Origin of the sequence: Aliihoeflea sp. 40Bstr573 (genome assembly GCF_024105655.1) — a bacterium.
Classification (GTDB): domain Bacteria; phylum Pseudomonadota; class Alphaproteobacteria; order Rhizobiales; family Rhizobiaceae; genus Aliihoeflea.
Window position 1 is genome coordinate 18,911 of the sequence record NZ_JAAAMH010000021.1, and the last position, 19,128, is coordinate 38,038.

The window sequence follows — 19,128 nt, forward strand, 5'->3', positions numbered from 1 at the left end:
GCATGACCCTTTCGAACACGCGCATTCTCCTGATCATCTCCGGCGGGATCGCGGCCTACAAGTCGCTCGACCTGATCCGGCGCCTGCGCGAGCGCGGCGCGAAGGTTCGATGCGTGATGACCAAAGGGGCGCAGGAGTTCGTGACCCCGCTCTCCGTCGGAGCACTGTCGGCCGACCACGTCTTCACCGAACTCTTCGACCGGCAGGCCGAGCACGACGTCGGCCATATCCGCCTGTCGCGTGAAGCCGATCTGATCGTCGTTGCGCCCGCGACGGCCGATCTGATGGCGAAAATGGCGCATGGGCTGGCGGACGACCTCGCCTCGACCGTGCTTCTTGCGACGAACAAGCCGGTTCTCGTCGCGCCGGCGATGAACCCTGCCATGTGGAACCACGCCGCCACGGGGCGAAACCGGAAGACGCTGGAGGCCGACGGTGTCCGCTTCGTCGGTCCCGCACGCGGCGAAATGGCGGAGAGCAACGAGGCGGGCGAAGGCCGGATGGCTGAGCCGCTGGAGATCGTCGCCGCCATCGAAGCGCTCTTGGACGGATCGCAAAAGCTGCTGGCGGGCAAGCGCGTCATCGTCACGTCGGGCCCGACGCACGAGCCGATCGACCCGGTGCGGTACATCGCCAACCGCTCATCGGGTCGGCAGGGCCATGCGATCGCCGCGGCACTGGCGAAGCTTGGCGCCGATGTTCGGCTTGTTTCCGGTCCCGTCTCCATCGCGGACCCTGCCGGTGTGGCCACGATCCATGTCGAAACGGCGCGGCAGATGAAGGAGGCGGTCGAGGCAGCGCTGCCCGCCGATGCGGCGATCTTCGTCGCCGCTGTCGCCGACTGGCGCCCGGAATCGGAGAATGGCGAGAAGATCAAGAAGGTGGCGGGCTCGCGCGCGCCGAGCCTTGGCATGACCGAGAATCCGGACATCCTCGCGACGATTGGCCATCATGCGCAAAGGCCCAGGCTCGTCGTCGGCTTCGCGGCCGAGACCGAGAAACTGATCGACCACGCGGCGGCCAAGCTCGACCGCAAGGGCGCGGATTTCATCGTCGCCAACGACGTCTCGGCGGCGGGCGCGACATCGGCAGGCGCCATCATGGGCGGGGCGAACAACCGCGTGACCATCGTCTCGCGCGCGGGCAACGAGGCCTGGCCGGAGATGACCAAGGACGAGGTTGCCGCAAAGCTCGCCGGTCTCGTCGCCGACCGTTTGCGCGACTGAGCCGATGGAAAAGCGGCGCGACAGCCAGGCATTGAAGGCGCTCCTCGGCCTGCGCCAACTCGTGCTCGGCGGGTCCGTCCAGCCCGGCCAGCGGCTGTCCGAGATCGGTCTGTCCGAACAGCTCGAAATCTCGCGCACCCCGCTGCGCGCAGCGCTGGCAAGATTGGAGCAAGAGGGTCTGCTGGAGCCCTTGCCGACCGGTGGCTATACCGTGCGCGCCTTCACGCTTGCCGACGTGATCGATGCGATCGAGTTGCGCGGCGTGTTGGAAGGCACGGCGGCGCGGCTTGCGGCCGAGCGGGGCGTCGCGCCCGAGCGCTTGAAGGCCATCCGCGACCTCGTCGACGAACTCGACACCTGCTTTCGCGAGCGGCCGGAGGACATGCTCTTCGACAAATACGTCGAGCTCAACACCGAATTCCACGCCATGCTCGCAGGCCTTGCCGGCAGCGAGACGATGCGCCGCGAGGTCGAGCGGGCGATGCATCTGCCCTTCGCTTCGCCGAGCGCATTCCTGGAGAACCAGGCGGACGTGCTCGCCTTTCGCCGCTCGCTGACCCATGCGCAACGCCAGCACCGCGACATCGTCGAGGCGATCGCGATGCGCGAAGGCGCGCGGGCGGAGGCGCTGGGACGCGAACACGCGCGGCTTGCGCGCAAGAATCTCGACTTCGTCGTTGGCGAGGCGCCGAACCTGATCGGGCGCGTACCTGGTTTGTCACTCATCGCGACCTAGTATCTGTATACAGAAATTGATCCGCTGACGCCTCTTGCGTGCGCATTCGGCTTGACTTCGGTCGATCTGGAGCCATTCTGTATCCAACGATGTGCGCTGCCGGCTTTCGAGCCTGCTGGCGACGCGTCGCGCCATTAATCCACCGGGAGGAAACCCATGAGCAATCTCGAACAGAAATTGAAGTCTGCCGGCAACACGGTCGACATGCTGCGCAACTCCAAGATCGGCGCCTATGTCTATCCAGTGGTCGCGCCCGAATTCACGAACTGGCGCGACGAGCAGCGTGCCTGGCGCGAAAGCGCGGTGCTCTTCGACCAGTCGCACCACATGGCCGAACTGAAGGTCGAGGGACCGGACGCGGAAAAGCTTCTCTCCTACCTCGCGATCAACTCGTTCAAGAACTTCACGCCGGGCAAGGCCAAGCATTTCGTGCCGGTGACACCCGAAGGCTATGTCATCGGCGACGTCATCATGTTCCGCGAGAGCGAGACCGAGTTCAATCTCGTCGGCCGCGCGCCGACTGTGAGCTGGGTGCAATATCACGCCGAGACCGGCGACTACGACGTCACGCTGACCGAGGACCCGCGCTCGCCCTCGCGCCCGCAGGGCAAGCCGGTCCTGCGCCGTCACTACCGCTTCCAGGTGCAGGGCCCGAACGCGCCCGCGATCCTCGAAAAGCTCAATGGCGGCCCGGTGCCGGAGATCAAGTTCTTCAACATGGACTGGATCAAAGTCGCCGGAAAGAAAGTGCGCGCGCTGCGCCACGGGATGGCGGGCGTTCCCGGCCTCGAGCTCTATGGCCCCTATGAGGATTACGACCTCATCCGCGACGCGATCCTCGCGGCCGGCGAGGAACACGGTCTTGTCGCAGTCGGCTCGCGTGCCTACGCGACCAACACGCTCGAATCGGGCTGGATCCCCTCGCCGCTGCCGGCGATCTATACCGGCGAGAGCATGAAGGGCTATCGCGAGTGGCTTTCGGACAAGAGCTACGAGGCGACCGGCGCCATCGGCGGCTCCTACATCTCCGACAACATCGAGGACTACTACCTGACGCCGTGGGACCTCGGCTACGGCATCTACGTCAAGTTCGACCACGAATTCATCGGCCGCGAGGCGCTGGAGAAGATGGCCGACGGCCCGCATCGCCGGAAGGTGACCTTCGAGTGGAACCCGGACGACGTGATCGCCGCCTTCGCAACCATGTTCCAGGAAGGCCAGAACGCCAAGTTCATGGACCTGCCGCTGTCGAACTATGCCTCGTCGAGCTACGACCGCATCATGAAGGACGGCAAGATGGTCGGCCTATCGATGTTCGCAGGCTACAGCTACAACGAGCGCCGCATGCTCTCGCTCGGCACCGTCGATGCCGATATCAAGGAAGGCGACGTGCTGACGCTCGTGTGGGGCGAGCCGGATGGTGGTTCGGGCAAGACCACGGTCGAGCCGTCCAAGCAGGTCGAGATCCGTGTCCGCGTCTCGGCAGTCCCCTATTCGCGCGATGCGCGCGAGAGCTATGTGGAGAGCTGGCGCAGCCGCAAGTCGGCTGCCTGAGGCAGGATTGAAACAAGAAGGCCGGGAGCGATCCCGGCCTTTTTCGTTCGACGCCGGCTATGCCTGCGGCTGCTTCGTCTTTCGAAGATACGGCAGCACGGTCTCATAGTCGCCGAAGCGCTGCTTGGCGTCCTCGTTGGAGACGGCGGCGGTGATGATGACGTCTTCGCCCTGCTTCCAGTTGGCGGGCGTCGCGACCTGGTGCTTGGCGGTCAGTTGCATGGAATCGATGGCGCGCAGGATCTCGTCGAAGTTGCGTCCCGTCGTCATCGGGTAGGTGAGGATCAGCTTGATCTTCTTGTCCGGGCCGATGACGTAGACCGAGCGGACGGTCGCGTTGTCGGCGGGCGTGCGCCCTTCCGAAGACGAGCCGGCATCGTCCGGCAGCATGTCGTAGAGCTTGGCGACCTTCAAATCCTTGTCGCCGATCAGCGGATAATCGACCGAGTGGCCGGTCGCCAGTTTGATGTCTTCCTTCCACTTGCCATGGTCGGCAACCGGATCGACGGAAATGCCGATGATCTTGACGCCGCGCTTTTCGAATTCGGGCGCGATGCCGGCCATGGCGCCGAGCTCGGTCGTGCAGACGGGCGTGAAGTTCTTCGGGTGCGAGAAGAGAACGGCCCAGCCATCGCCGATCCACTCGTGGAAGTTGATCTCGCCCTTTGTCGTGTCGGCGGTAAAGTCGGGCGCGGTCTGGTTGATGCGCAAGCTCATGGTCGTCTCTCCCTTCGCGGATTGTCGTTCAAGGCCATATGGCGTTGGCGACATCCTAGCGCAAGCAGGGGATCAGGCGAGCAAAATCAAGCTGTCGCAGGCGCTGTTTTCGCCAAAATGCGAACCCGAAGGCGCAGCTTGCGCAAAATAATTCCGCAAGCTGCAGATCAGGCCGCGTCGCGCACCTGATAGTCCTTGATTGCCGCGAAGGTGACCTGCTTCCAGCGGTCGGCTTCGTAGTTCAGACCGAATGCGTGCTGCGCGAGGAAGACAGGATCGCCGTCGAGATCGCGGGCGATGTCGCCCTTGTGCGCCTCGATGAAGCGCTGCAGTTCCGTCTTCTCCGCCGTGATCCAGCGGCAGACCGAAAAACGCGCGATCTCGAAATCGACCGGGAGTGAATATTCGGCCGACAGGCGCTCCTTCAGGACGTCGAGCTGCAGCGCACCGACGACGCCGACAATGGCGGGCGAGCCGTCTTCGGGCAGGAAGAGCTGGACGACGCCTTCCTCGGCCATCTGCTGCAGGGCTTCTTTCAGCTTCTTCGCCTTCATTGGGTCGCCGAGGCGCACGCGGCGCAGTATCTCCGGCGCGAAATTCGGCACGCCACGGAAAAGGATTTCCTCGCCCTCGGTCAGCGTATCGCCGATGCGAAGCGTGCCGTGGTTGGGAATGCCGACAACGTCGCCGGCGAAGGCCTCGTCGGCGGTGATGCGACTCTTGGCAAAGAAGAACTGCGGCGCCGACAGGCTCATCGGCTTGCCGGTGCGCACGAGCTTGGCCTTCATGCCACGCTCCAGCTTGCCCGAGCACACGCGCACGAAGGCGATGCGGTCGCGGTGATTCGGGTCCATATTGGCCTGAATCTTGAAGACGAATGAGGTCATCTTCTCTTCCGTCGCCTCCACGCGGCGCGTGTCTGCCTCCTGTGCGCGCGGCTGCGGGGCGAATTCGCCCAGTGCCTCGATCAGGTCGCGCACGCCGAAATTGCGCAACGCCGACCCGAAAAAGACAGGCGTCAGATGGCCTTCGCGGAAGGCTGCCAGGTCGAAGGGGCGGCACGCTTCGCGGGCAAGTTCCAGTTCCTCGGTGAACGCTTCGCGCTCGTTTTCGGGCAGCTTGCCGGCGACGCGGTTGGAATCCGGCCCATTGACCTGGATCCAGTCCTTGTCGGCGTCGCCATGGCGCACCGCGTTCTTGGACAGATGATAGGTGCCGGCAAAGCTCTTGCCCTTGCCGATCGGCCAGGTGACAGGCGCGGTGTCGAGCGCCAGCTTCTCCTCGATCTCATCGAGGATCTCGAACGTGTCGCGCGTCTCGCGGTCCATCTTGTTGACGAAGGTGACGATCGGGATGTCGCGCAGGCGGCAGACCTCGAACAGCTTCAACGTGCGCGGCTCGATGCCCTTGGCGGCGTCGATGACCATGACCGCGCTGTCGACCGCCGTAAGCGTTCGATAGGTGTCGTCGGCAAAGTCCTCGTGGCCGGGTGTGTCGAGGAGGTTGAAGACATGGTCGCCATATTCGAAGGTCATCACCGAGGTGACGACCGAGATGCCGCGCTCGCGCTCGATCTTCATCCAGTCCGAGCGGGTCTGAATCTTGTCCTTCTTGGCCTTCACCTCGCCCGCAAGCTGGATCGCGCCGCCGAAGAGCAAAAGCTTTTCAGTGAGCGTCGTCTTGCCGGCATCGGGGTGCGAGATGATCGCGAAGGTGCGGCGGCGGGCAACCGCCTCTTCGATTTTCTCTGCCATGTCAGGAATCCTGTTGGTTGCCGGGCTTCTAACAAAGCCCGGCTCCGAGCGCTAGCCCATGGCTTCGGCAACATCCTTCGCCTGCGGGATGGCAGGCTGAGCGCCGGGCTTGAGGCAGGCCAGCGAGCCGGCGACGGCGGCACGGCGCAGCGCTTCCTCCAGCTTCATGCCGTCTGCCAGCGACGCGGCGAGATAGCCGCAGAAGGTGTCGCCCGCGCCGACCGTGTCGACCGGCTCGATCTTCAGCCCCTGCGCCTCCAGCATGCCGCCCTGGACGGCCGCCGCGACGCCGGCCGCGCCGAGAGTGACGACGATCGTCGTGCCGGTTTCGTCCGCCATCTTGCGCATGGCGGCGCGGCGGTCGGAGACGGCGATGCCCTTGAGCTCGGCATAGGCGTCGAACTCGGTTTCGTTTGCGACGACATAGTCGGCCAGGTGCAGGAACTCGGCCGCTTCGGGCCGGAACGGCGCGGTATTCAGGATCGAGATCGCGCCGACGCGCTTGGCCTCCTCCAGCGCGGCCCTGACCGTACGCATCGGGATTTCATGCTGGAGAAGGAGCCAGTCGCCCTTTTCCAGATGCACGTTCTTGATATCGCCGGGAACAAGCGAGCCGTTGGCACCCGGCACGACCGCGATCATGTTCTCCCCGTCCTTGGCGACCAGAATGCTCGCCGTGCCGGTTGTGGAATGGGATTCGCGCACGCCCGACAGGTCGACAAGCCCTTCACGCAGGCAGGCGAGCGCCTCGTCGGCAAAGGCGTCCTGCCCGACCGCGCCCACCATGCGCACTTCTCCCCCGGCGCGCTTGACCGCCAGCGCCTGATTGGCGCCCTTGCCGCCGGGCGAGGTTTTGAAGCCGTCGCCGGGCACAGTTTCGCCGGGTTGCGGCAACTGGCCGACATTGGCCACGAGGTCGAGATTGATCGAGCCGATCACCGTGATCATTGAACTTGAAGCCTCCGCAATGTCCCTTCGCGAAACGCCTCTAGTCGATTTTTGCTGATAGGGGCAGAAAAATCGTCATTCTTGCCGGCGCATCGGAACGGTCCGAAAACCGACAACCACCTTTTGGTCCGATGCTAGGTCAACACGTGACCTGCTTCCCAGCCAAGAATCGCGCGCTTGCGCGTGAGGCCCCAGTGATAACCAGTGAGCGCGCCGGACTTGCCGAGCGCACGGTGGCACGGCACCACGAAGGACACCGGATTGGCGCCGATCGCCGCCCCCACTGCGCGGCTCGCCTTCGGGGCGCCGATCTCGCCGGCAATGGCGGAGTAGGTCTTGGCCTTGTGCATCGGGATCTTCAAAAGCGCCTGCCAGACGCGGACCTGGAAGTCGGTCCCGATGAGGACGACGCGCAGCGGCTCCTCGGCGCGCCAGCGGGCCGGATCGAAGATGCGCGCGGCATAGGGGGCCGTCGCGCTCATGTCTTCGACATAGGCGGCGTTCGGCCAGCGGCTGGACATGTCGGCGAAGGCCGCGCGCTCGCCCCCGGCATCGTTGAAGGAGAGGCCGGCAAGACCGCGATCGGTGACCATGACAAGCGCCACGCCGAAGGGCGACAGATGATAGCCATAGCGGATGGTCAGCCCCGCGCCGCGCGTCTTGTAGTCGCCGGGCGACATCGCCTCATGGGTGACGAAGAGATCGTGCAGGCGGCCGGGGCCGGACATGCCGACCTCCATCGAGGCCTCGAGCAGCGGCAGGCCCTCGTCGAGCAGCCGGCGTGCATGGTTGAGCGTCACCGCCTGCAGGAAGGCTTTGGGAGACAGGCCCGCCCAGCGCGTGAACAGCTTCTGCAGCCCTATCGGCGTCTCGCCGACCTCGGCCGCCAGTTCGTCAAGCGAGGGCTGGTCGCGGAAATCGAGGCTGATCTTCTCGATCACACGGCGGACGGTCTCGTAGTCGGAGCCTTCCGGCGTGATGTCCTTTTGAAGCACGGCGCTGTGGGCGTTCATGGCAATCATCTCCTGATGCCACGAATATCGCGCGCCGGAAGGGCTGTCGCCACCCGATTCTTGACTACCGCATCTTCACTGTCTCCAGCGCCTGCCCGAAGGCCGCGGCGAAGCTTTCGCGGTCATCGGGGTTGAGGAACGAGCCGATCGCCACGCGCCTTCCCTCGCCCTCGACCGCCATGTCGGTGATGCCGATCTCGTCGTGGCGCGCGATGCGGAACTTGGTCCAGAACGGGTTGAAGGCGTGGGCTTCCTCCCGGCCGGACGGCGCGATCTTGCGGATGTCGAGACTGGTGCGCGAAACGGCAACTTCTTCGCGGGCGCGGCCGGAGCGGTAGCTGGCGCGAAAGGCGAGATATACCAGGAGGACGTCGAGGCCGAAGAAGCCGAAAATGGGCCACGCGCCCATCGAAACGAACAGGCCGCCCATGCCGATCCAGATGGCGACGAGCAGGCCCATCAGGACGAAGAAGCCGGTTCGCCCGAGCGAGCGATGCGGCGTCAGGAGCGCCTTGAAGATCGGCGCGTCTTCGGCATTTGTATCAGCCATCACCCAAATCTATAGAAGCTGAATGGAAAAGCCCAAGACGAAAAACGCCGCAGGCGCGGACACCCGTTCAATTCTGCGCGATGCTTCGAAACGCAAGCCGAAAGCGCCCTCGCGGCGCACGCGCTACACGCGGGCGGAGATTTCCGAGATATTCCGCCGTTTCCATGTCCAGCGGCCCGAACCGCAAGGCGAACTGGAGCATGTCAACGCGTTCACGCTGCTGGTCGCAGTCGTGCTTTCCGCGCAGGCGACGGACGCAGGCGTCAACAAGGCAACGCGCGCGCTGTTCGCTATCGCCGATACCCCGCAAAAGATGCTGGCGCTCGGCGAGGCGAAGGTCGGCGACTACATCAAGACGATCGGGCTTTGGCGCAACAAGGCGAAGAACGTCATCGCGCTCTCGCAGGCGCTTATCCGTGACCATGGCGGCGACGTGCCGGGCGAACGGGATGCTCTGGTGCAACTGCCAGGCGTCGGGCGCAAGACGGCCAACGTGGTTCTAAACATGGCTTTCGGCCAGCCGACCATGGCGGTCGACACCCACATCTTGCGTATTGGCAACCGGATCGGGCTCGCGCCGGGCAGGACGCCGGACGAGGTGGAGGACATTCTCGTACGCATCATCCCGGATGAATACATGCGCCATGCCCATCACTGGCTGATCCTGCATGGGCGCTATGTGTGCAAGGCGCGCAAGCCGGACTGCCCGGCCTGCGTCATCGCGGACATCTGCAAGTCCGCCGAAAAGACGACATCCGTGCCCGCACCACTCGTTCCGATCGAACCGCTGGAAGAGGCGCCGGCCTGATCACTCGGAACTGTAGAGCTTCCACCCCTTGGTGAGCTTGCCGTCCTTCAGCGCGGAGTGGGAGGTCACGCGGTTGCGGCCGCCATTCTTCGACGCATAGAGCGCGCGATCCGCCTTGCGGTAGAGCTCGTCCGGCCCCTTGGCCTCGGACGCCATGCAAATGCCGAAGGAGACCGTGATCGGGCCGTAGTCGGCGCCGGTCCTTGCGTTGACGAAGGGGGTTTGCTCCACGGCGGACCGAATTTCCTCGGCAAGGTCCGCCACCGCCTTCTCGCTCATGCCGGTGACGATCAGGCCGAATTCCTCGCCACCGGTGCGCGCGACCGTCACATTGGTCGACATGGACGCTTTGAAGAGCGAGGCCACGATCTGCAGGATGCGATCGCCGATCGGATGACCGTGCTTGTCGTTGACCGGTTTGAAACGGTCTATGTCGGCTAGGATCAGCGCACCGAACATCGCCTCGCGGTGGTTGGCATAAACGCCTTTCATGGCCCGGTCGAAGGCGCGGCGGTTGGGAAGGCTCGTCAGCGCGTCGGTCTCCGACAGCTTCTTGTATTGCTCGAGTTCGGCCTTGACGGCTTCGAGTTCAGCCGACTTGTCCTGCATGGTCGAGGCGACGCGCCTCGTGCTGTCGAGCGCCGTGTCCGTCACGCTAGACATGACGGTCGCGACCTGTTGCAGGCAGTCTTGCGAAAAATGGCTGCGGGCGCGCAGACCTTGCGAGGTGACGTCGAGAATCTCGCCATATCTTTCGCGCGAGGAGCGCTCGCTCTTGAGCACGCGCAGGATTTCGTCGAGCTTGACGCTCATCGAGGCATGGGCGCTCTCGATCATGCGTTCGCCACGCCCGCGGCCGAGCGTGCGATCGGCCATGCGGTCGAACCCGTCCTGGCCGGGGGTGGGACCAAGCGCGGCGATCGCATCGACGAGGGCCGGGTTTGCACCGCTCAGCGCTTCATAGATCACTTCATAGTTGCGGGGGATCGCTTCCAAATGCATCTGGCGCAGACGTGCAAGCACGTTTGCACCAATGTCGGCCGCAAGCGGCTCGGGCATTTCCGAAAGCTGCATTCCCACCTGATCCCCAAAGACCACCTTCCGCGCCGAAGGCACGGAAAGCGAGCGGACCACAAGTCACGCCATTTGCTAGACTAACGCTACGTCATTGAAAGGTTCGTTAATCAGCCCGGAAGTCTGGCAAAGGACTATCGCCTTCTTGAAGACCCCGAAATCCCCACCGCCTTTTAGTGACAGACGCGCAGTGCAGGCAAGAGAAATTCACAGATGAGATGCGCCAAGTTCACGTGTCGGTATCTCCGGAGACGACGCAGAGGCTTGAAGATGCTTGATGAAAGCCGAGCGCAATCCTTTCGGACGATCGTCAAACAGCCGTTGCGCGGTCTTCAATGTCGACTTCGCCAGGGCAGCCTTTTCACGTTTGACCAGCTTGCACAGTAAAGTCCGCCGTTTGCGCTCCAGATCAATCTCGCGCGAGCGGAGGAGGGCGAGAAGTACGGCGAGGTCGTTGTGCTCGCCAAGCCGCTCGCCAAGAGCGGAGAGTTGCCGGCGCGCTTTACCGACTTTCGTTGGCCAGAGATCGCGCAACAGGCCAAGCTGCGTCCAGTGCGCCTTCACTGCCTTGCGCAGATCGTGGAAATCCCCGTCGGCAGACCGTTCGCCCGCGCGCTTCGTGGAGCGCTCCGCCCGACGCAGATTGGCGCGCACGCCATCGGCGAGGACCGCGGCGGCCGGTTTCGGATCGACCGGTAGCGTCCAGCTATCCATGTCGCGGCGCATCTGGGCCGATCGGCTCAACCCATCGTCTATCAAGGAGCGCAGCGCTGCTTCGTCGATGACTTGCTCGTCGCGCCGTTTCGTCAGCGGGGATCTCAGATCCTCCAGCAGCTCGGCGCCCTGCGGATGGGAATGGACAAGTCGGTCGACCGCCTCGACCATCGCGGCGGCGTCTCGGGCATGGGCGAGGGAACGGGCCAGATCGCGAAGGCGGGCGTTTTCGGCGGCATAGAAATCAGTGTCGGCAAAACGAAGAAGCTTCAGGAGGGCGCGCGCCTTCTTGATCGATTTGCGGGTCTCGTGAAGGCCCTCGTCGCGCTTCTCGCGAGCGAGCAGCAGGCCGTCGGAAATGGCGTCGAGATCATTGGCGAAAAGACGATGCGCTTCAGCGGCCAGCGGATGGCGCGGGACGATGCGGCGGCTCATGTGGGGTTTTCCGGCAGGCCGTCCCGGACGAGGACGGCATTGTAATAGCGGGAGTCATCCGTCACCTCGCGCCCGATCCACTCCGGCAGGAGATCTTCGCCAACGGTCCGTTCCGTTTCGAGTTCGGCAAGGACCAGGCCTTCCAACCGTCCGTGGAACACGTCGACCTCGAAGACAAGGTCGTGCCAGGGCACGATGTGGCGCTCCTTGTCGATCGTGCGCGCGGCATGGGCGAGGATGGCCTCGGCATCGCCAAGCGGGATGGGGTACTCGAATTCCTCGCGCGCGGGTCCGGCGCGGCCGAATTTCAGCGTCAGCCACGCATGAGGCCCTGCGACGCGTACACGTACGGACCTGTCCGGCGCCGCCGCGACGTAGCCTTGCCGCATCCGCATGACGGAAACGGCCTGGCCGCGCCAGGCTTCGGAACTGAGCAGGAATTTCCGTTCGATCTCGATCGCCATCGCGCTTCATATGAAGCCACGCCACGTCAAGGCAATAGCGGCCCGGCTTCGCCATGAAGCCGGACCGCCGAATTCCACTCCCCGCTATCCCGCTGGCCGCCCGGGGCGAGGGAGAAGGATCAATCTGCCGTCAGCGAATCTCGCACGCTCCCGGCAGCACCGCAACGGCCCAAGCTCCCTGCGCGGGATACCGGCACGGCGAATTGTGACGCTGCCCGAGTTGCCTTCCTATTCGGCCGCCGCCAAATTGACGTCGCCGCTCTCGGCAAGGTCCGTGAGCTTGCGATCCGTTGCCTTCTCCTCATCGAGCGTCTGCTTGAGAAGGGTTGCGCAGTCGCTGCGGCCGAGCTTGTTCGCCCATGCCACCAGCGTGCCGTAGCGCGTCATCTCATAGTGTTCGACGGCCTGCGCCGCCGCCACCAACGCGGCATCGAGCACCTGCTTGTCCTCAACCTCGCCGGCAATCTCGTCCGCCTCTTTCAAGATGCCGTCGATCGCAGGACAGTTGACGGCCTTCGCTTCTACGCCGTGAAGTTCGAAAACGCGCTCCAGGCGCGACACGTGACCTTCGGTTTCGCGCAGGTGCGTCTCGAAACCCTGGCGCAACTGGGGGCTGGTCGCCTTGTCGATCATGGTCGGCAGGTTCTTCAATATCTGCTTCTCGGCATAGTAGATGTCGCGAAGCGTGTGGACGAAGAGATCGTCCATCGTCTTGATGTCCTTGGAAAAGAAACCCATGGTCCGTCTATCCTCGTGGTTGTTGTGGTGGGCCGGATTGCCCGTGCCCGATGAGGTCCCAACGTCCGGTCTGGGGGCATGTTCCGGGGCGACGCCGATCGTGATCGAATGTTTCAGGCCATCCAAAACCGTGGCATTTTGGCAACAGAGCTGACGCCCCCGAATTATGGCGCAAATGCGCCACCAAACCCGCGCATTTCCGCCATTCTTGCAGGCAGATTTGCCGCATGGATTAATTTCCGATTCACCGGAAATTCATCTGAATTCGCTAGTTTGACGCCATTCGGAAGGGACAACCGACTGGCCAAGGATATTGGGTCATGCGTATCTGGGCTCGCCTCAACAATCTTCCCCGCGCGCTGCGCGAGTTTCTCCTGCCAACCTATCGGCCGGAGCGCCATTACATGCGCGGCCCTGGCCCCGCCTGCGCGCGCCGCGGCGGCGGCGGTGCGCTGATGCACTAGGATCAATTAGGTGCGAACGGCGATCGCGGCCGCCGCACCGACCAGGATGCCGGCCGCCGTGCGGTTGAGGCGCTTCAAAGCGCGCGGCGTCGACAACAGCCCCCGCGCCCGGGCGGCGAGCGCGACATAGGGCAGCAGCACCATCATCAAGATTATGAGGGTCAGCCCGGCGAGCACCAGAAGGTCGCCGCCCGAGACCGTGCGCAAATCGAGAATGGTCGGCAACAACGCCAGGTAGAACACCATCACCTTGGGATTGCCGAGCGTCACGACGAGACCGCTCAGGCAGGATGCCAGGGGCCCCTCGCCCTTCCTCGCCTCGACGCGCTCGGCCGCCGGTCCGGCATTCCAAAGCTTGAACGCCAGATAGAGCAGGTAGGCGATACCTGCGTATTTGACGACCAGAAAGGCCGCACCGAAAGTCTGGGCGATGAAGGCCAAGCCCATGACGGCTGCCGTCAGGTAGACGATATCGCCCATAGCGAGCCCGACCGCCATTGGCACGGTCGAGCGGGCTCCGGAGCCAAGCGCGCGCGCAACCAGCGCGATGATGCCGGGTCCGGGAATGGCCGCCGCGATGGCAAGGGCGGCGCTGTAGGCGGCGAAGCCTGCGAGTGTCATGGGCCTATGTCCGGTGAATCCGAGGCCTTATGGCATGCGCAGCATGCGACGAGAATAGCCCGCAAAAAAGAAGCGGCGCGGCAGCCACGAAGGCGCCAGCGCCGCTTGCCCGGCCGCGAGACTGATCCGCTACTCGGCGGCCGAACGCTGTGCCGAACCGCCTTCCACCGCCTCGATGAGGGCGGCACAGAAGGCGTCCAGATCTCCGGGATTTCGAGCAGTGATCAAATTGCCGTCGCGAACGATGGTCGAATCCTCCCACTTGGCGCCGGCGTTGATCATGTCGGTCTTGATCGACTTGTAGGAAGTTGCCTTGCGGCCCTTCACGAGCCCGGCCTCGATAAGGAGCCAGGGGGCATGGCAGATGGCCGCGAGCGGCTTGCCGGTCTTCTCGAACGCCTGCACGAACGAGACGACGTTTTCCTCTACACGAAGCAGGTCGGGATTGATCTGGCCGCCTGGCAGCACGAGCGCGTCGTAGTCCGACACAGACGCATCACCGAGCACCTTGTCGACCGCAACGGCTTTACCCCAGTCGTCCTTGTCCCAGCCGGTAATTTCGCCTGCCTCGAGCGATACGACATCGACGGTTGCGCCGACTTCCTTCAACTTCTTGAGCGGAACCTCAAGTTCCGACTGCTCGAAGCCGTCGGTGGCGAGGATCATGATCTTCGATTGACCGATTGTCGGCATTGCGTGTCTCCTTCATCTGAATGCGCGTCCCGAACGGGTGCTGCATCCAAACGTGGAGCTTCAGCTTTTGTTCACCATCAATTCGCGGCAGGCAACAAGATTTGTGTCAGGCTCCGGTCGACCCGAAGCCTCCTGTGGCGCGCGCGGTCTCGCCCAGATGCGAACGTTCTTCCAGGCGCGGCCGCACGACCGGGGCGACGACGAGCTGAGCGATGCGCATGCCGCGCGTGACGGCAAATTCCTCGTCGCCCAGGTTGATCAGCAGCACCTTCACTTCGCCGCGATAGTCGCTGTCGATGGTGCCGGGCGTGTTGAGGCAGGTGATGCCGTGTTTCAGCGCCAACCCCGAGCGCGGACGAACCTGAACCTCATAGCCGGCCGGTATCTCCATGACGAAGCCGGTCGGCACCAGGACACGGCGACCGGGCAGGACGATGAGTTCGCGGTCGGCCGCGACGGCCGCGCGCACATCCATGCCCGCCGCCTCCTCGGTCGCGTAGGACGGGAGATCGAGGCCCTTGCCGTGGGGAAGCCGCTGGAAACCGATGGTGGTGGAGATGGGGCTGGTCATGGCGGCCTCTATTCGCCATCGCGCGCGGCGCGTCAATCGCCGTCGATCGATTCCCTGCCCGATATCTCGTCGATGGAGATACGGAAAAAGACCTGCTCGGACTTGAACGCCAGTGCCGGTGCCACGGGCTTGTAGGCGCCCGGTTCCCACCAGACCGCGTGACGGCTGAGCAACTGCCATGCCCGGTCGCGAAGACGCTTGAACCCGATCCGGTCCGGAAGCTCCTCGTAGCGGCCGCGCACCATGACCGTGCGCCAGTGCTGTGGCGTGTCGATGTCCTCGACAAGGATCGCCGCTCCCGGATCGGACCGCAACGCCTCGATCTTCCGGCCCGGCATCGAGAACGCGTAGAGATGGTCCTCGGCGTGCACATAGTGGATCGGAACGATGTAGGGCACACCGATACTGATACAGGCGAGCCGGCCAAGCCGGTTCTTCTCGATAATGTCGAGGCACTGGTCGCGGTCGAGTTGGCGAACGGTCATCGCAAATCCCTCCAGCCAGCGATGATGCGCCCGACCTGCCGTGCTGTCACCATCGCTACCGCACGATCGGCGGCAGCATCATCGTCTCCTTTATCTCCTCCATGACGAAGGACGCCGAGACATCCGACAACGGCACCTTGGCGATCAGCCGCTGGTAGAGCCGGTCATAGGCCTTTACGTCGGGCACGCGGGCGCGCAGCACATAGTCGAGGTCGCCGGACATGCGATAGACGCCCTGGATTTCGGGGATCGCCTGGACGGCGGTGCGGAATCGGTCCAGCCAGCCGGGCTCGTGATGCGTGGTGCGCACCAGGATGAAGACCGAAAGCCCGTAGCCTAGGCGCTCGGCGTCGACCAGCGCGACGCGGCCGGTGATTATGCCCTCGTCCTCCATAAGCTTGACCCGCCGCCAGCAGGCATTGCGCGACAGGTGCACCTCCTCCGACAACTGGTCGACAGACAGAGACGCGTCACGCTGCAGGGCGGCGACGATGCGCCGGTCGATTTCATCTATTTCATAGGCCATATTGGGATGGTGTCCCAATAGTTGCTCTTACACAAGGAGGCATTGGGACATATCGGTATGATCGTCGTGCGATCATGCGGTTCTTAAATCGGGGAACCAGTCATGACCACGCGGATCGCACGCATCTTCACCCACCATCCGGCAACCGTCGGCGAGACCTATTTCGGACACATGGCCTTTGCCGGCTGGTTTGCTTCCCGGCTCGGCTTGGCGGCCGGCGCGGCGCTGATCCATGCAATCCTGCCCTTCGCTTTCGAGACGACCGCGAGCCGCATCGTGCGAGAGCTTTACGAGCGGACGTCCAAGCGCGCCGGCACGCACTGACGCCAGATCAGGGTTTGACTCCCGCGTGCCAGGCGTTATGCGTCCTCGCATCAGCCGATTGAACGCGATCCGGAGAGACAGACCATGCAGGGCGTGACCGTCGTCGACCACCCGCTTGTCCAGCACAAGCTCACCATCATGCGCGACAAGGCGACGTCGACGGCCAGCTTCCGGCGTCTCCTGCGCGAAATTTCGCTGCTGCTCTGCTACGAGGTGACGCGCGAACTCGAACTGACGACGCGCGAGATCGAGACGCCGATGCAACCGATGACCGCGCCGACGCTTGAAGGCAAGAAGCTCGTCTTCGCCTCGGTTCTGCGCGCGGGCAACGGGCTTCTCGACGGAATGCTTGACCTCGTGCCCGCCGCCCGCGTCGCCCATGTCGGGCTTTACCGTGACCACGAGACGCTGCAGGCGGTCGAGTATTTCTTCAAGGCGCCAAGCGATCTTGCCGACCGGCTCGTCATCGTCGTCGACCCGATGCTCGCCACCGCCAATTCCGCGATCATGGCCGTCGACAAGCTGAAGGAACGCGGCGCGACCAATTTGCGCTTCCTGTGCCTGCTTGCCGCGCCCGAGGGTATCGAGCGCTTCACGAAGGCCCACCCGGACGTGCCGGTCGTTACAGCCTCGATCGACGAGAAGCTGAACGAGAAGGGCTACATCGTGCCCGGTCTCGGCGATGCCGGCGACCGGATGTACGGCACGAAGTGAGCCGTTAACCGCCCCTTAACGCTTCGGCCATTTCGCGCGCGGCGTTAAGCCTGCCGCAGCGATCGATCGGCTAGTTTCGGCCAGCCTCGTGCCGGAGTGGTCCATGCTGCGCAATCTGATGCTCCTCGGAGCGGCCGTCGTCGCCGTCGCCATCGGCGTTCCCGCCCTTCATAATGTCAACCCGGACCTTCTGCCGGGACTGGCGCAGGCCGCGCTCGGGCGTGGCGACCAGGATGCATCACCGACGCTGTCCATGCTGGCGCAACCGCCAGAGACCGCGACCGGCCGGCGCGTGCGGCTCGAACCGGACGGGCGCGGCCACTTCATCGGCGACTTCCGCATGAATGGCCGCTCCGTCGAGGCGATGATCGACACCGGCGCCAGCGTCGTTGCGATCAACGCGGCGACCGCGAGGCGGATCGGCGTCGCCGTCTCGCCGGCCGATTTCACCCAACGCGTCAATACGGCCAACGGGACCATCAAGGCGGCGCCCGCCACGCTGGCGCGGCTCGAAATCGGCGGCATCGTGGTGCGCGACGTCCAGGCCGTTGTTCTTGACGACAAGGCGCTCTCCGGCACGCTGATCGGCATGAGCTTTCTCAACGGGCTGCGGCGGTTTCAGGTCGAGGACGGCCGGCTGCTGCTGGAGCAGTAGTCAGGCAACCACCCGCCTCAGGATCATGTCCGGTAGGTCCGGCCGATCAGGCGCCAGGCGGATCGAACGGCGCAGCCTGTCGGCCGCCTGCTCTGCCTCGAATTCGCTGCGCGCATGGACGAGGCCGATCATCGCGCCCTTCTCCACACGCTCGCCCGGCATGGCGATCCGGGTGATGCCCACGGTGGGGTCAACCCTGTCTTCCGCGCGTTTGCGGCCACCGCCAAGTTCGACGACGGCCAGACCAATGTCGCGAGTGGCGATTTGCGTGACGATGCCGGCTTCTTCCGCCAGCACCGGACGTTCGAGGGCGGCTTTCGGCAGATATCCATCCATCTCTTCGACGAAGTCGCCCGGGCCGCCAAGTTCGCTCACCATCCGGCCGAAGCGCTCGGCCGCAGCACCGGAGTCCAGGGCATCCTGCGCCCTCGCCGTCGCTTCCTGCGGCGTCGCCGCGATGCCCGACGACATCAGCATTTCGGCCGCGAGCGCCAGCGTGACGTCCTGAAGGCGCCTGTCGCGGTGCGCGCCGGTCAAAAATTCGACGGCGTTGCGCACTTCGACGGCGTTGCCGGCGGCGGACGCTAGCGGCGCGTTCATGTCGGTGATCAAGGCAGTGGTCGGCAGGCCGGCGCCGTTCGCGACTTCGACGAGGCTGGTCGCAAGCTCCGCCGCTTCGTCCAGCGACGCCATGAAGGCGCCGTTGCCGCACTTGACGTCGAGCACCAGTGATTTCAGCCCGGCCGCGAGCTTCTTCGACAGGATGGAGGCGGTGATGAGGGCTATGCTTTCGACGGTCGCCGTGATGTCGCGGATCGCGTAGAAGCGCTTGTCGGCTGGGGCCAGATCGGCCGTCTGGCCGATGATCGCGCAGCCCGCAGCCTTGATGGTTCGGCGAAACAGCGGCTCGTCCGGCTGCGAGCGGTAGCCGGGAATCGAATCCATCTTGTCGAGCGTGCCGCCGGTGTGGCCGAGACCGCGCCCGGAGATCATCGGGACATAGGCGCCGCAGGCCGCGACGATCGGCGCGAGCATGAGCGAGACATTGTCCCCGACGCCGCCTGTCGAATGCTTGTCTGTGACGGGGCCGGGCAGGTCCGACCAGTCGAGCACATGACCGGAATCGCGCATGGCGAGCGTCAGCGCAACGGCTTCGTCGCGGCCCATGCCATTGAGAAACACCGCCATGGCGAAAGCGGCGACCTGACCTTCGGTGAAGGTACCTTTGGACAGACCGTCCACGAATGCGCCGATTTCGGCAGGCGCCAGCGCGATGCCGTCGCGCTTCTTGCGGATGATTTCCTGGGGCAGCATGGTCACGCCGCCCGTGACGGGGGCTGTGAT

23 protein-coding genes are annotated in these 19,128 nt (G+C 64.3%); 8 read left to right on the top strand and 15 right to left on the bottom strand.

The window, feature by feature from the left end; all coding sequences use genetic code 11:
• Positions 1–2 precede the first annotated feature (2 nt).
• The 3 genes from coaBC to GTK01_RS17875 all read left to right on the top strand — a co-directional run bounded on the left by coaBC (position 3) and on the right by GTK01_RS17875 (position 3,516).
• A complete protein-coding gene (gene coaBC / locus GTK01_RS17865) occupies positions 3–1,226 on the top strand; it encodes a bifunctional phosphopantothenoylcysteine decarboxylase/phosphopantothenate--cysteine ligase CoaBC (protein ID WP_252928627.1) in 1,224 nt (407 codons plus the stop codon).
• Positions 1,227–1,230: 4 nt separating this feature from the next.
• Positions 1,231–1,962: a GntR family transcriptional regulator gene (locus tag GTK01_RS17870; RefSeq protein ID WP_252928630.1), complete on the top strand. Its 732-nt coding sequence runs from the start codon at positions 1,231–1,233 to the stop codon at positions 1,960–1,962.
• Between the two features lie 156 nt (positions 1,963–2,118).
• Complete coding sequence (locus tag GTK01_RS17875; protein ID WP_252928633.1) at positions 2,119–3,516, top strand: aminomethyltransferase family protein; 1,398 nt, start codon at positions 2,119–2,121, stop codon at positions 3,514–3,516.
• 57 nt (positions 3,517–3,573) lie between these two features.
• Here GTK01_RS17875 and GTK01_RS17880 read toward each other — a convergent pair whose 3' ends face one another.
• The 5 genes from GTK01_RS17880 to GTK01_RS17900 form a co-directional block, all read right to left on the bottom strand.
• On the bottom strand, positions 3,574–4,233 hold the full coding sequence (locus GTK01_RS17880) for a peroxiredoxin (protein WP_252928634.1): 660 nt from the start codon (positions 4,231–4,233) through the stop codon (positions 3,574–3,576).
• A 167-nt stretch (positions 4,234–4,400) separates the two neighbouring features.
• Positions 4,401–5,987: a peptide chain release factor 3 gene (locus GTK01_RS17885; RefSeq protein ID WP_252928637.1), complete on the bottom strand. Its 1,587-nt coding sequence runs from the start codon at positions 5,985–5,987 to the stop codon at positions 4,401–4,403.
• Positions 5,988–6,038: 51 nt separating this feature from the next.
• Positions 6,039–6,935 carry a ribokinase gene (locus tag GTK01_RS17890; protein ID WP_252928639.1) on the bottom strand — a complete coding sequence of 299 codons (897 nt, stop codon included), beginning with the start codon at positions 6,933–6,935 and terminating at the stop codon, positions 6,039–6,041.
• Positions 6,936–7,069: 134 nt separating this feature from the next.
• Positions 7,070–7,948, bottom strand: a complete 879-nt coding sequence (locus GTK01_RS17895) for a bifunctional helix-turn-helix domain-containing protein/methylated-DNA--[protein]-cysteine S-methyltransferase (protein ID WP_252928642.1) — start codon at positions 7,946–7,948, stop codon at positions 7,070–7,072.
• Positions 7,949–8,012: 64 nt separating this feature from the next.
• Entirely contained in the window at positions 8,013–8,498 is a 486-nt protein-coding gene (locus tag GTK01_RS17900; RefSeq protein WP_252928646.1) for a DUF2244 domain-containing protein, read from the bottom strand.
• A gap of 22 nt (positions 8,499–8,520) precedes the next feature.
• Here GTK01_RS17900 and nth point away from each other — a divergent pair, with 22 nt between their 5' ends.
• Entirely contained in the window at positions 8,521–9,306 is a 786-nt protein-coding gene (gene nth / locus GTK01_RS17905; RefSeq protein WP_252928648.1) for an endonuclease III, read from the top strand.
• Here the strand turns inward: nth and GTK01_RS17910 are convergent, their stop codons facing one another.
• From GTK01_RS17910 to GTK01_RS17925, 4 genes are all read right to left on the bottom strand, one after another.
• A complete protein-coding gene (locus GTK01_RS17910; RefSeq protein ID WP_252928651.1) occupies positions 9,307–10,380 on the bottom strand; it encodes a diguanylate cyclase in 1,074 nt (357 codons plus the stop codon). It abuts the gene before it with no gap.
• A gap of 207 nt (positions 10,381–10,587) precedes the next feature.
• Positions 10,588–11,529 (bottom strand): CHAD domain-containing protein, encoded by a 942-nt coding sequence (locus tag GTK01_RS17915; protein WP_252928654.1) that lies wholly within the window; start codon positions 11,527–11,529, stop codon positions 10,588–10,590.
• Entirely contained in the window at positions 11,526–11,993 is a 468-nt protein-coding gene (locus GTK01_RS17920) for a CYTH domain-containing protein (RefSeq protein ID WP_252928657.1), read from the bottom strand. The genes GTK01_RS17915 and GTK01_RS17920 overlap by 4 nt, the downstream gene beginning before the upstream one ends.
• A gap of 228 nt (positions 11,994–12,221) precedes the next feature.
• Positions 12,222–12,731: a ferritin-like domain-containing protein gene (locus tag GTK01_RS17925; protein WP_252928660.1), complete on the bottom strand. Its 510-nt coding sequence runs from the start codon at positions 12,729–12,731 to the stop codon at positions 12,222–12,224.
• 320 nt (positions 12,732–13,051) lie between these two features.
• Between GTK01_RS17925 and GTK01_RS17930 the strand changes: the two genes are divergently transcribed.
• The gene (locus GTK01_RS17930) at positions 13,052–13,195 is read left to right on the top strand and encodes a hypothetical protein (RefSeq protein WP_252928662.1); all 144 of its coding nucleotides are present in this window, start codon (positions 13,052–13,054) and stop codon (positions 13,193–13,195) included.
• Between the two features lie 6 nt (positions 13,196–13,201).
• On the opposite strand, the gene GTK01_RS17935 is transcribed toward GTK01_RS17930, so the two are convergent.
• From GTK01_RS17935 to GTK01_RS17955, 5 genes are all read right to left on the bottom strand, one after another.
• On the bottom strand, positions 13,202–13,816 hold the full coding sequence (locus GTK01_RS17935) for a LysE family translocator (protein WP_252928664.1): 615 nt from the start codon (positions 13,814–13,816) through the stop codon (positions 13,202–13,204).
• 129 nt (positions 13,817–13,945) lie between these two features.
• The gene (locus GTK01_RS17940; RefSeq protein WP_252928665.1) at positions 13,946–14,509 is read right to left on the bottom strand and encodes a type 1 glutamine amidotransferase domain-containing protein; all 564 of its coding nucleotides are present in this window, start codon (positions 14,507–14,509) and stop codon (positions 13,946–13,948) included.
• 106 nt (positions 14,510–14,615) lie between these two features.
• Positions 14,616–15,080, bottom strand: a complete 465-nt coding sequence (gene dut / locus GTK01_RS17945) for a dUTP diphosphatase (protein WP_252928667.1) — start codon at positions 15,078–15,080, stop codon at positions 14,616–14,618.
• A gap of 32 nt (positions 15,081–15,112) precedes the next feature.
• On the bottom strand, positions 15,113–15,565 hold the full coding sequence (locus GTK01_RS17950; RefSeq protein ID WP_252928669.1) for a pyridoxamine 5'-phosphate oxidase family protein: 453 nt from the start codon (positions 15,563–15,565) through the stop codon (positions 15,113–15,115).
• Positions 15,566–15,620: 55 nt separating this feature from the next.
• A complete protein-coding gene (locus tag GTK01_RS17955; protein ID WP_252928671.1) occupies positions 15,621–16,091 on the bottom strand; it encodes an Lrp/AsnC family transcriptional regulator in 471 nt (156 codons plus the stop codon).
• Positions 16,092–16,193: 102 nt separating this feature from the next.
• Here GTK01_RS17955 and GTK01_RS17960 point away from each other — a divergent pair, with 102 nt between their 5' ends.
• The 3 genes from GTK01_RS17960 (at position 16,194) to GTK01_RS17970 (ending at position 17,784) form a co-directional block, all read left to right on the top strand.
• Positions 16,194–16,415, top strand: coding sequence for a DUF6356 family protein (locus GTK01_RS17960; RefSeq protein ID WP_252928673.1), 222 nt, complete (start codon positions 16,194–16,196; stop codon positions 16,413–16,415).
• A gap of 84 nt (positions 16,416–16,499) precedes the next feature.
• The gene (gene upp, locus GTK01_RS17965) at positions 16,500–17,129 is read left to right on the top strand and encodes a uracil phosphoribosyltransferase (RefSeq protein WP_252928674.1); all 630 of its coding nucleotides are present in this window, start codon (positions 16,500–16,502) and stop codon (positions 17,127–17,129) included.
• Between the two features lie 103 nt (positions 17,130–17,232).
• Positions 17,233–17,784, top strand: a complete 552-nt coding sequence (locus GTK01_RS17970) for a TIGR02281 family clan AA aspartic protease (RefSeq protein WP_252928676.1) — start codon at positions 17,233–17,235, stop codon at positions 17,782–17,784.
• Here GTK01_RS17970 and deoA read toward each other — a convergent pair whose 3' ends face one another.
• Positions 17,785–19,098 carry a thymidine phosphorylase gene (deoA, locus tag GTK01_RS17975; protein ID WP_252928679.1) on the bottom strand — a complete coding sequence of 438 codons (1,314 nt, stop codon included), beginning with the start codon at positions 19,096–19,098 and terminating at the stop codon, positions 17,785–17,787. It lies immediately after the preceding gene.
• Between the last annotated feature and the right edge of the window lie 30 nt (positions 19,099–19,128).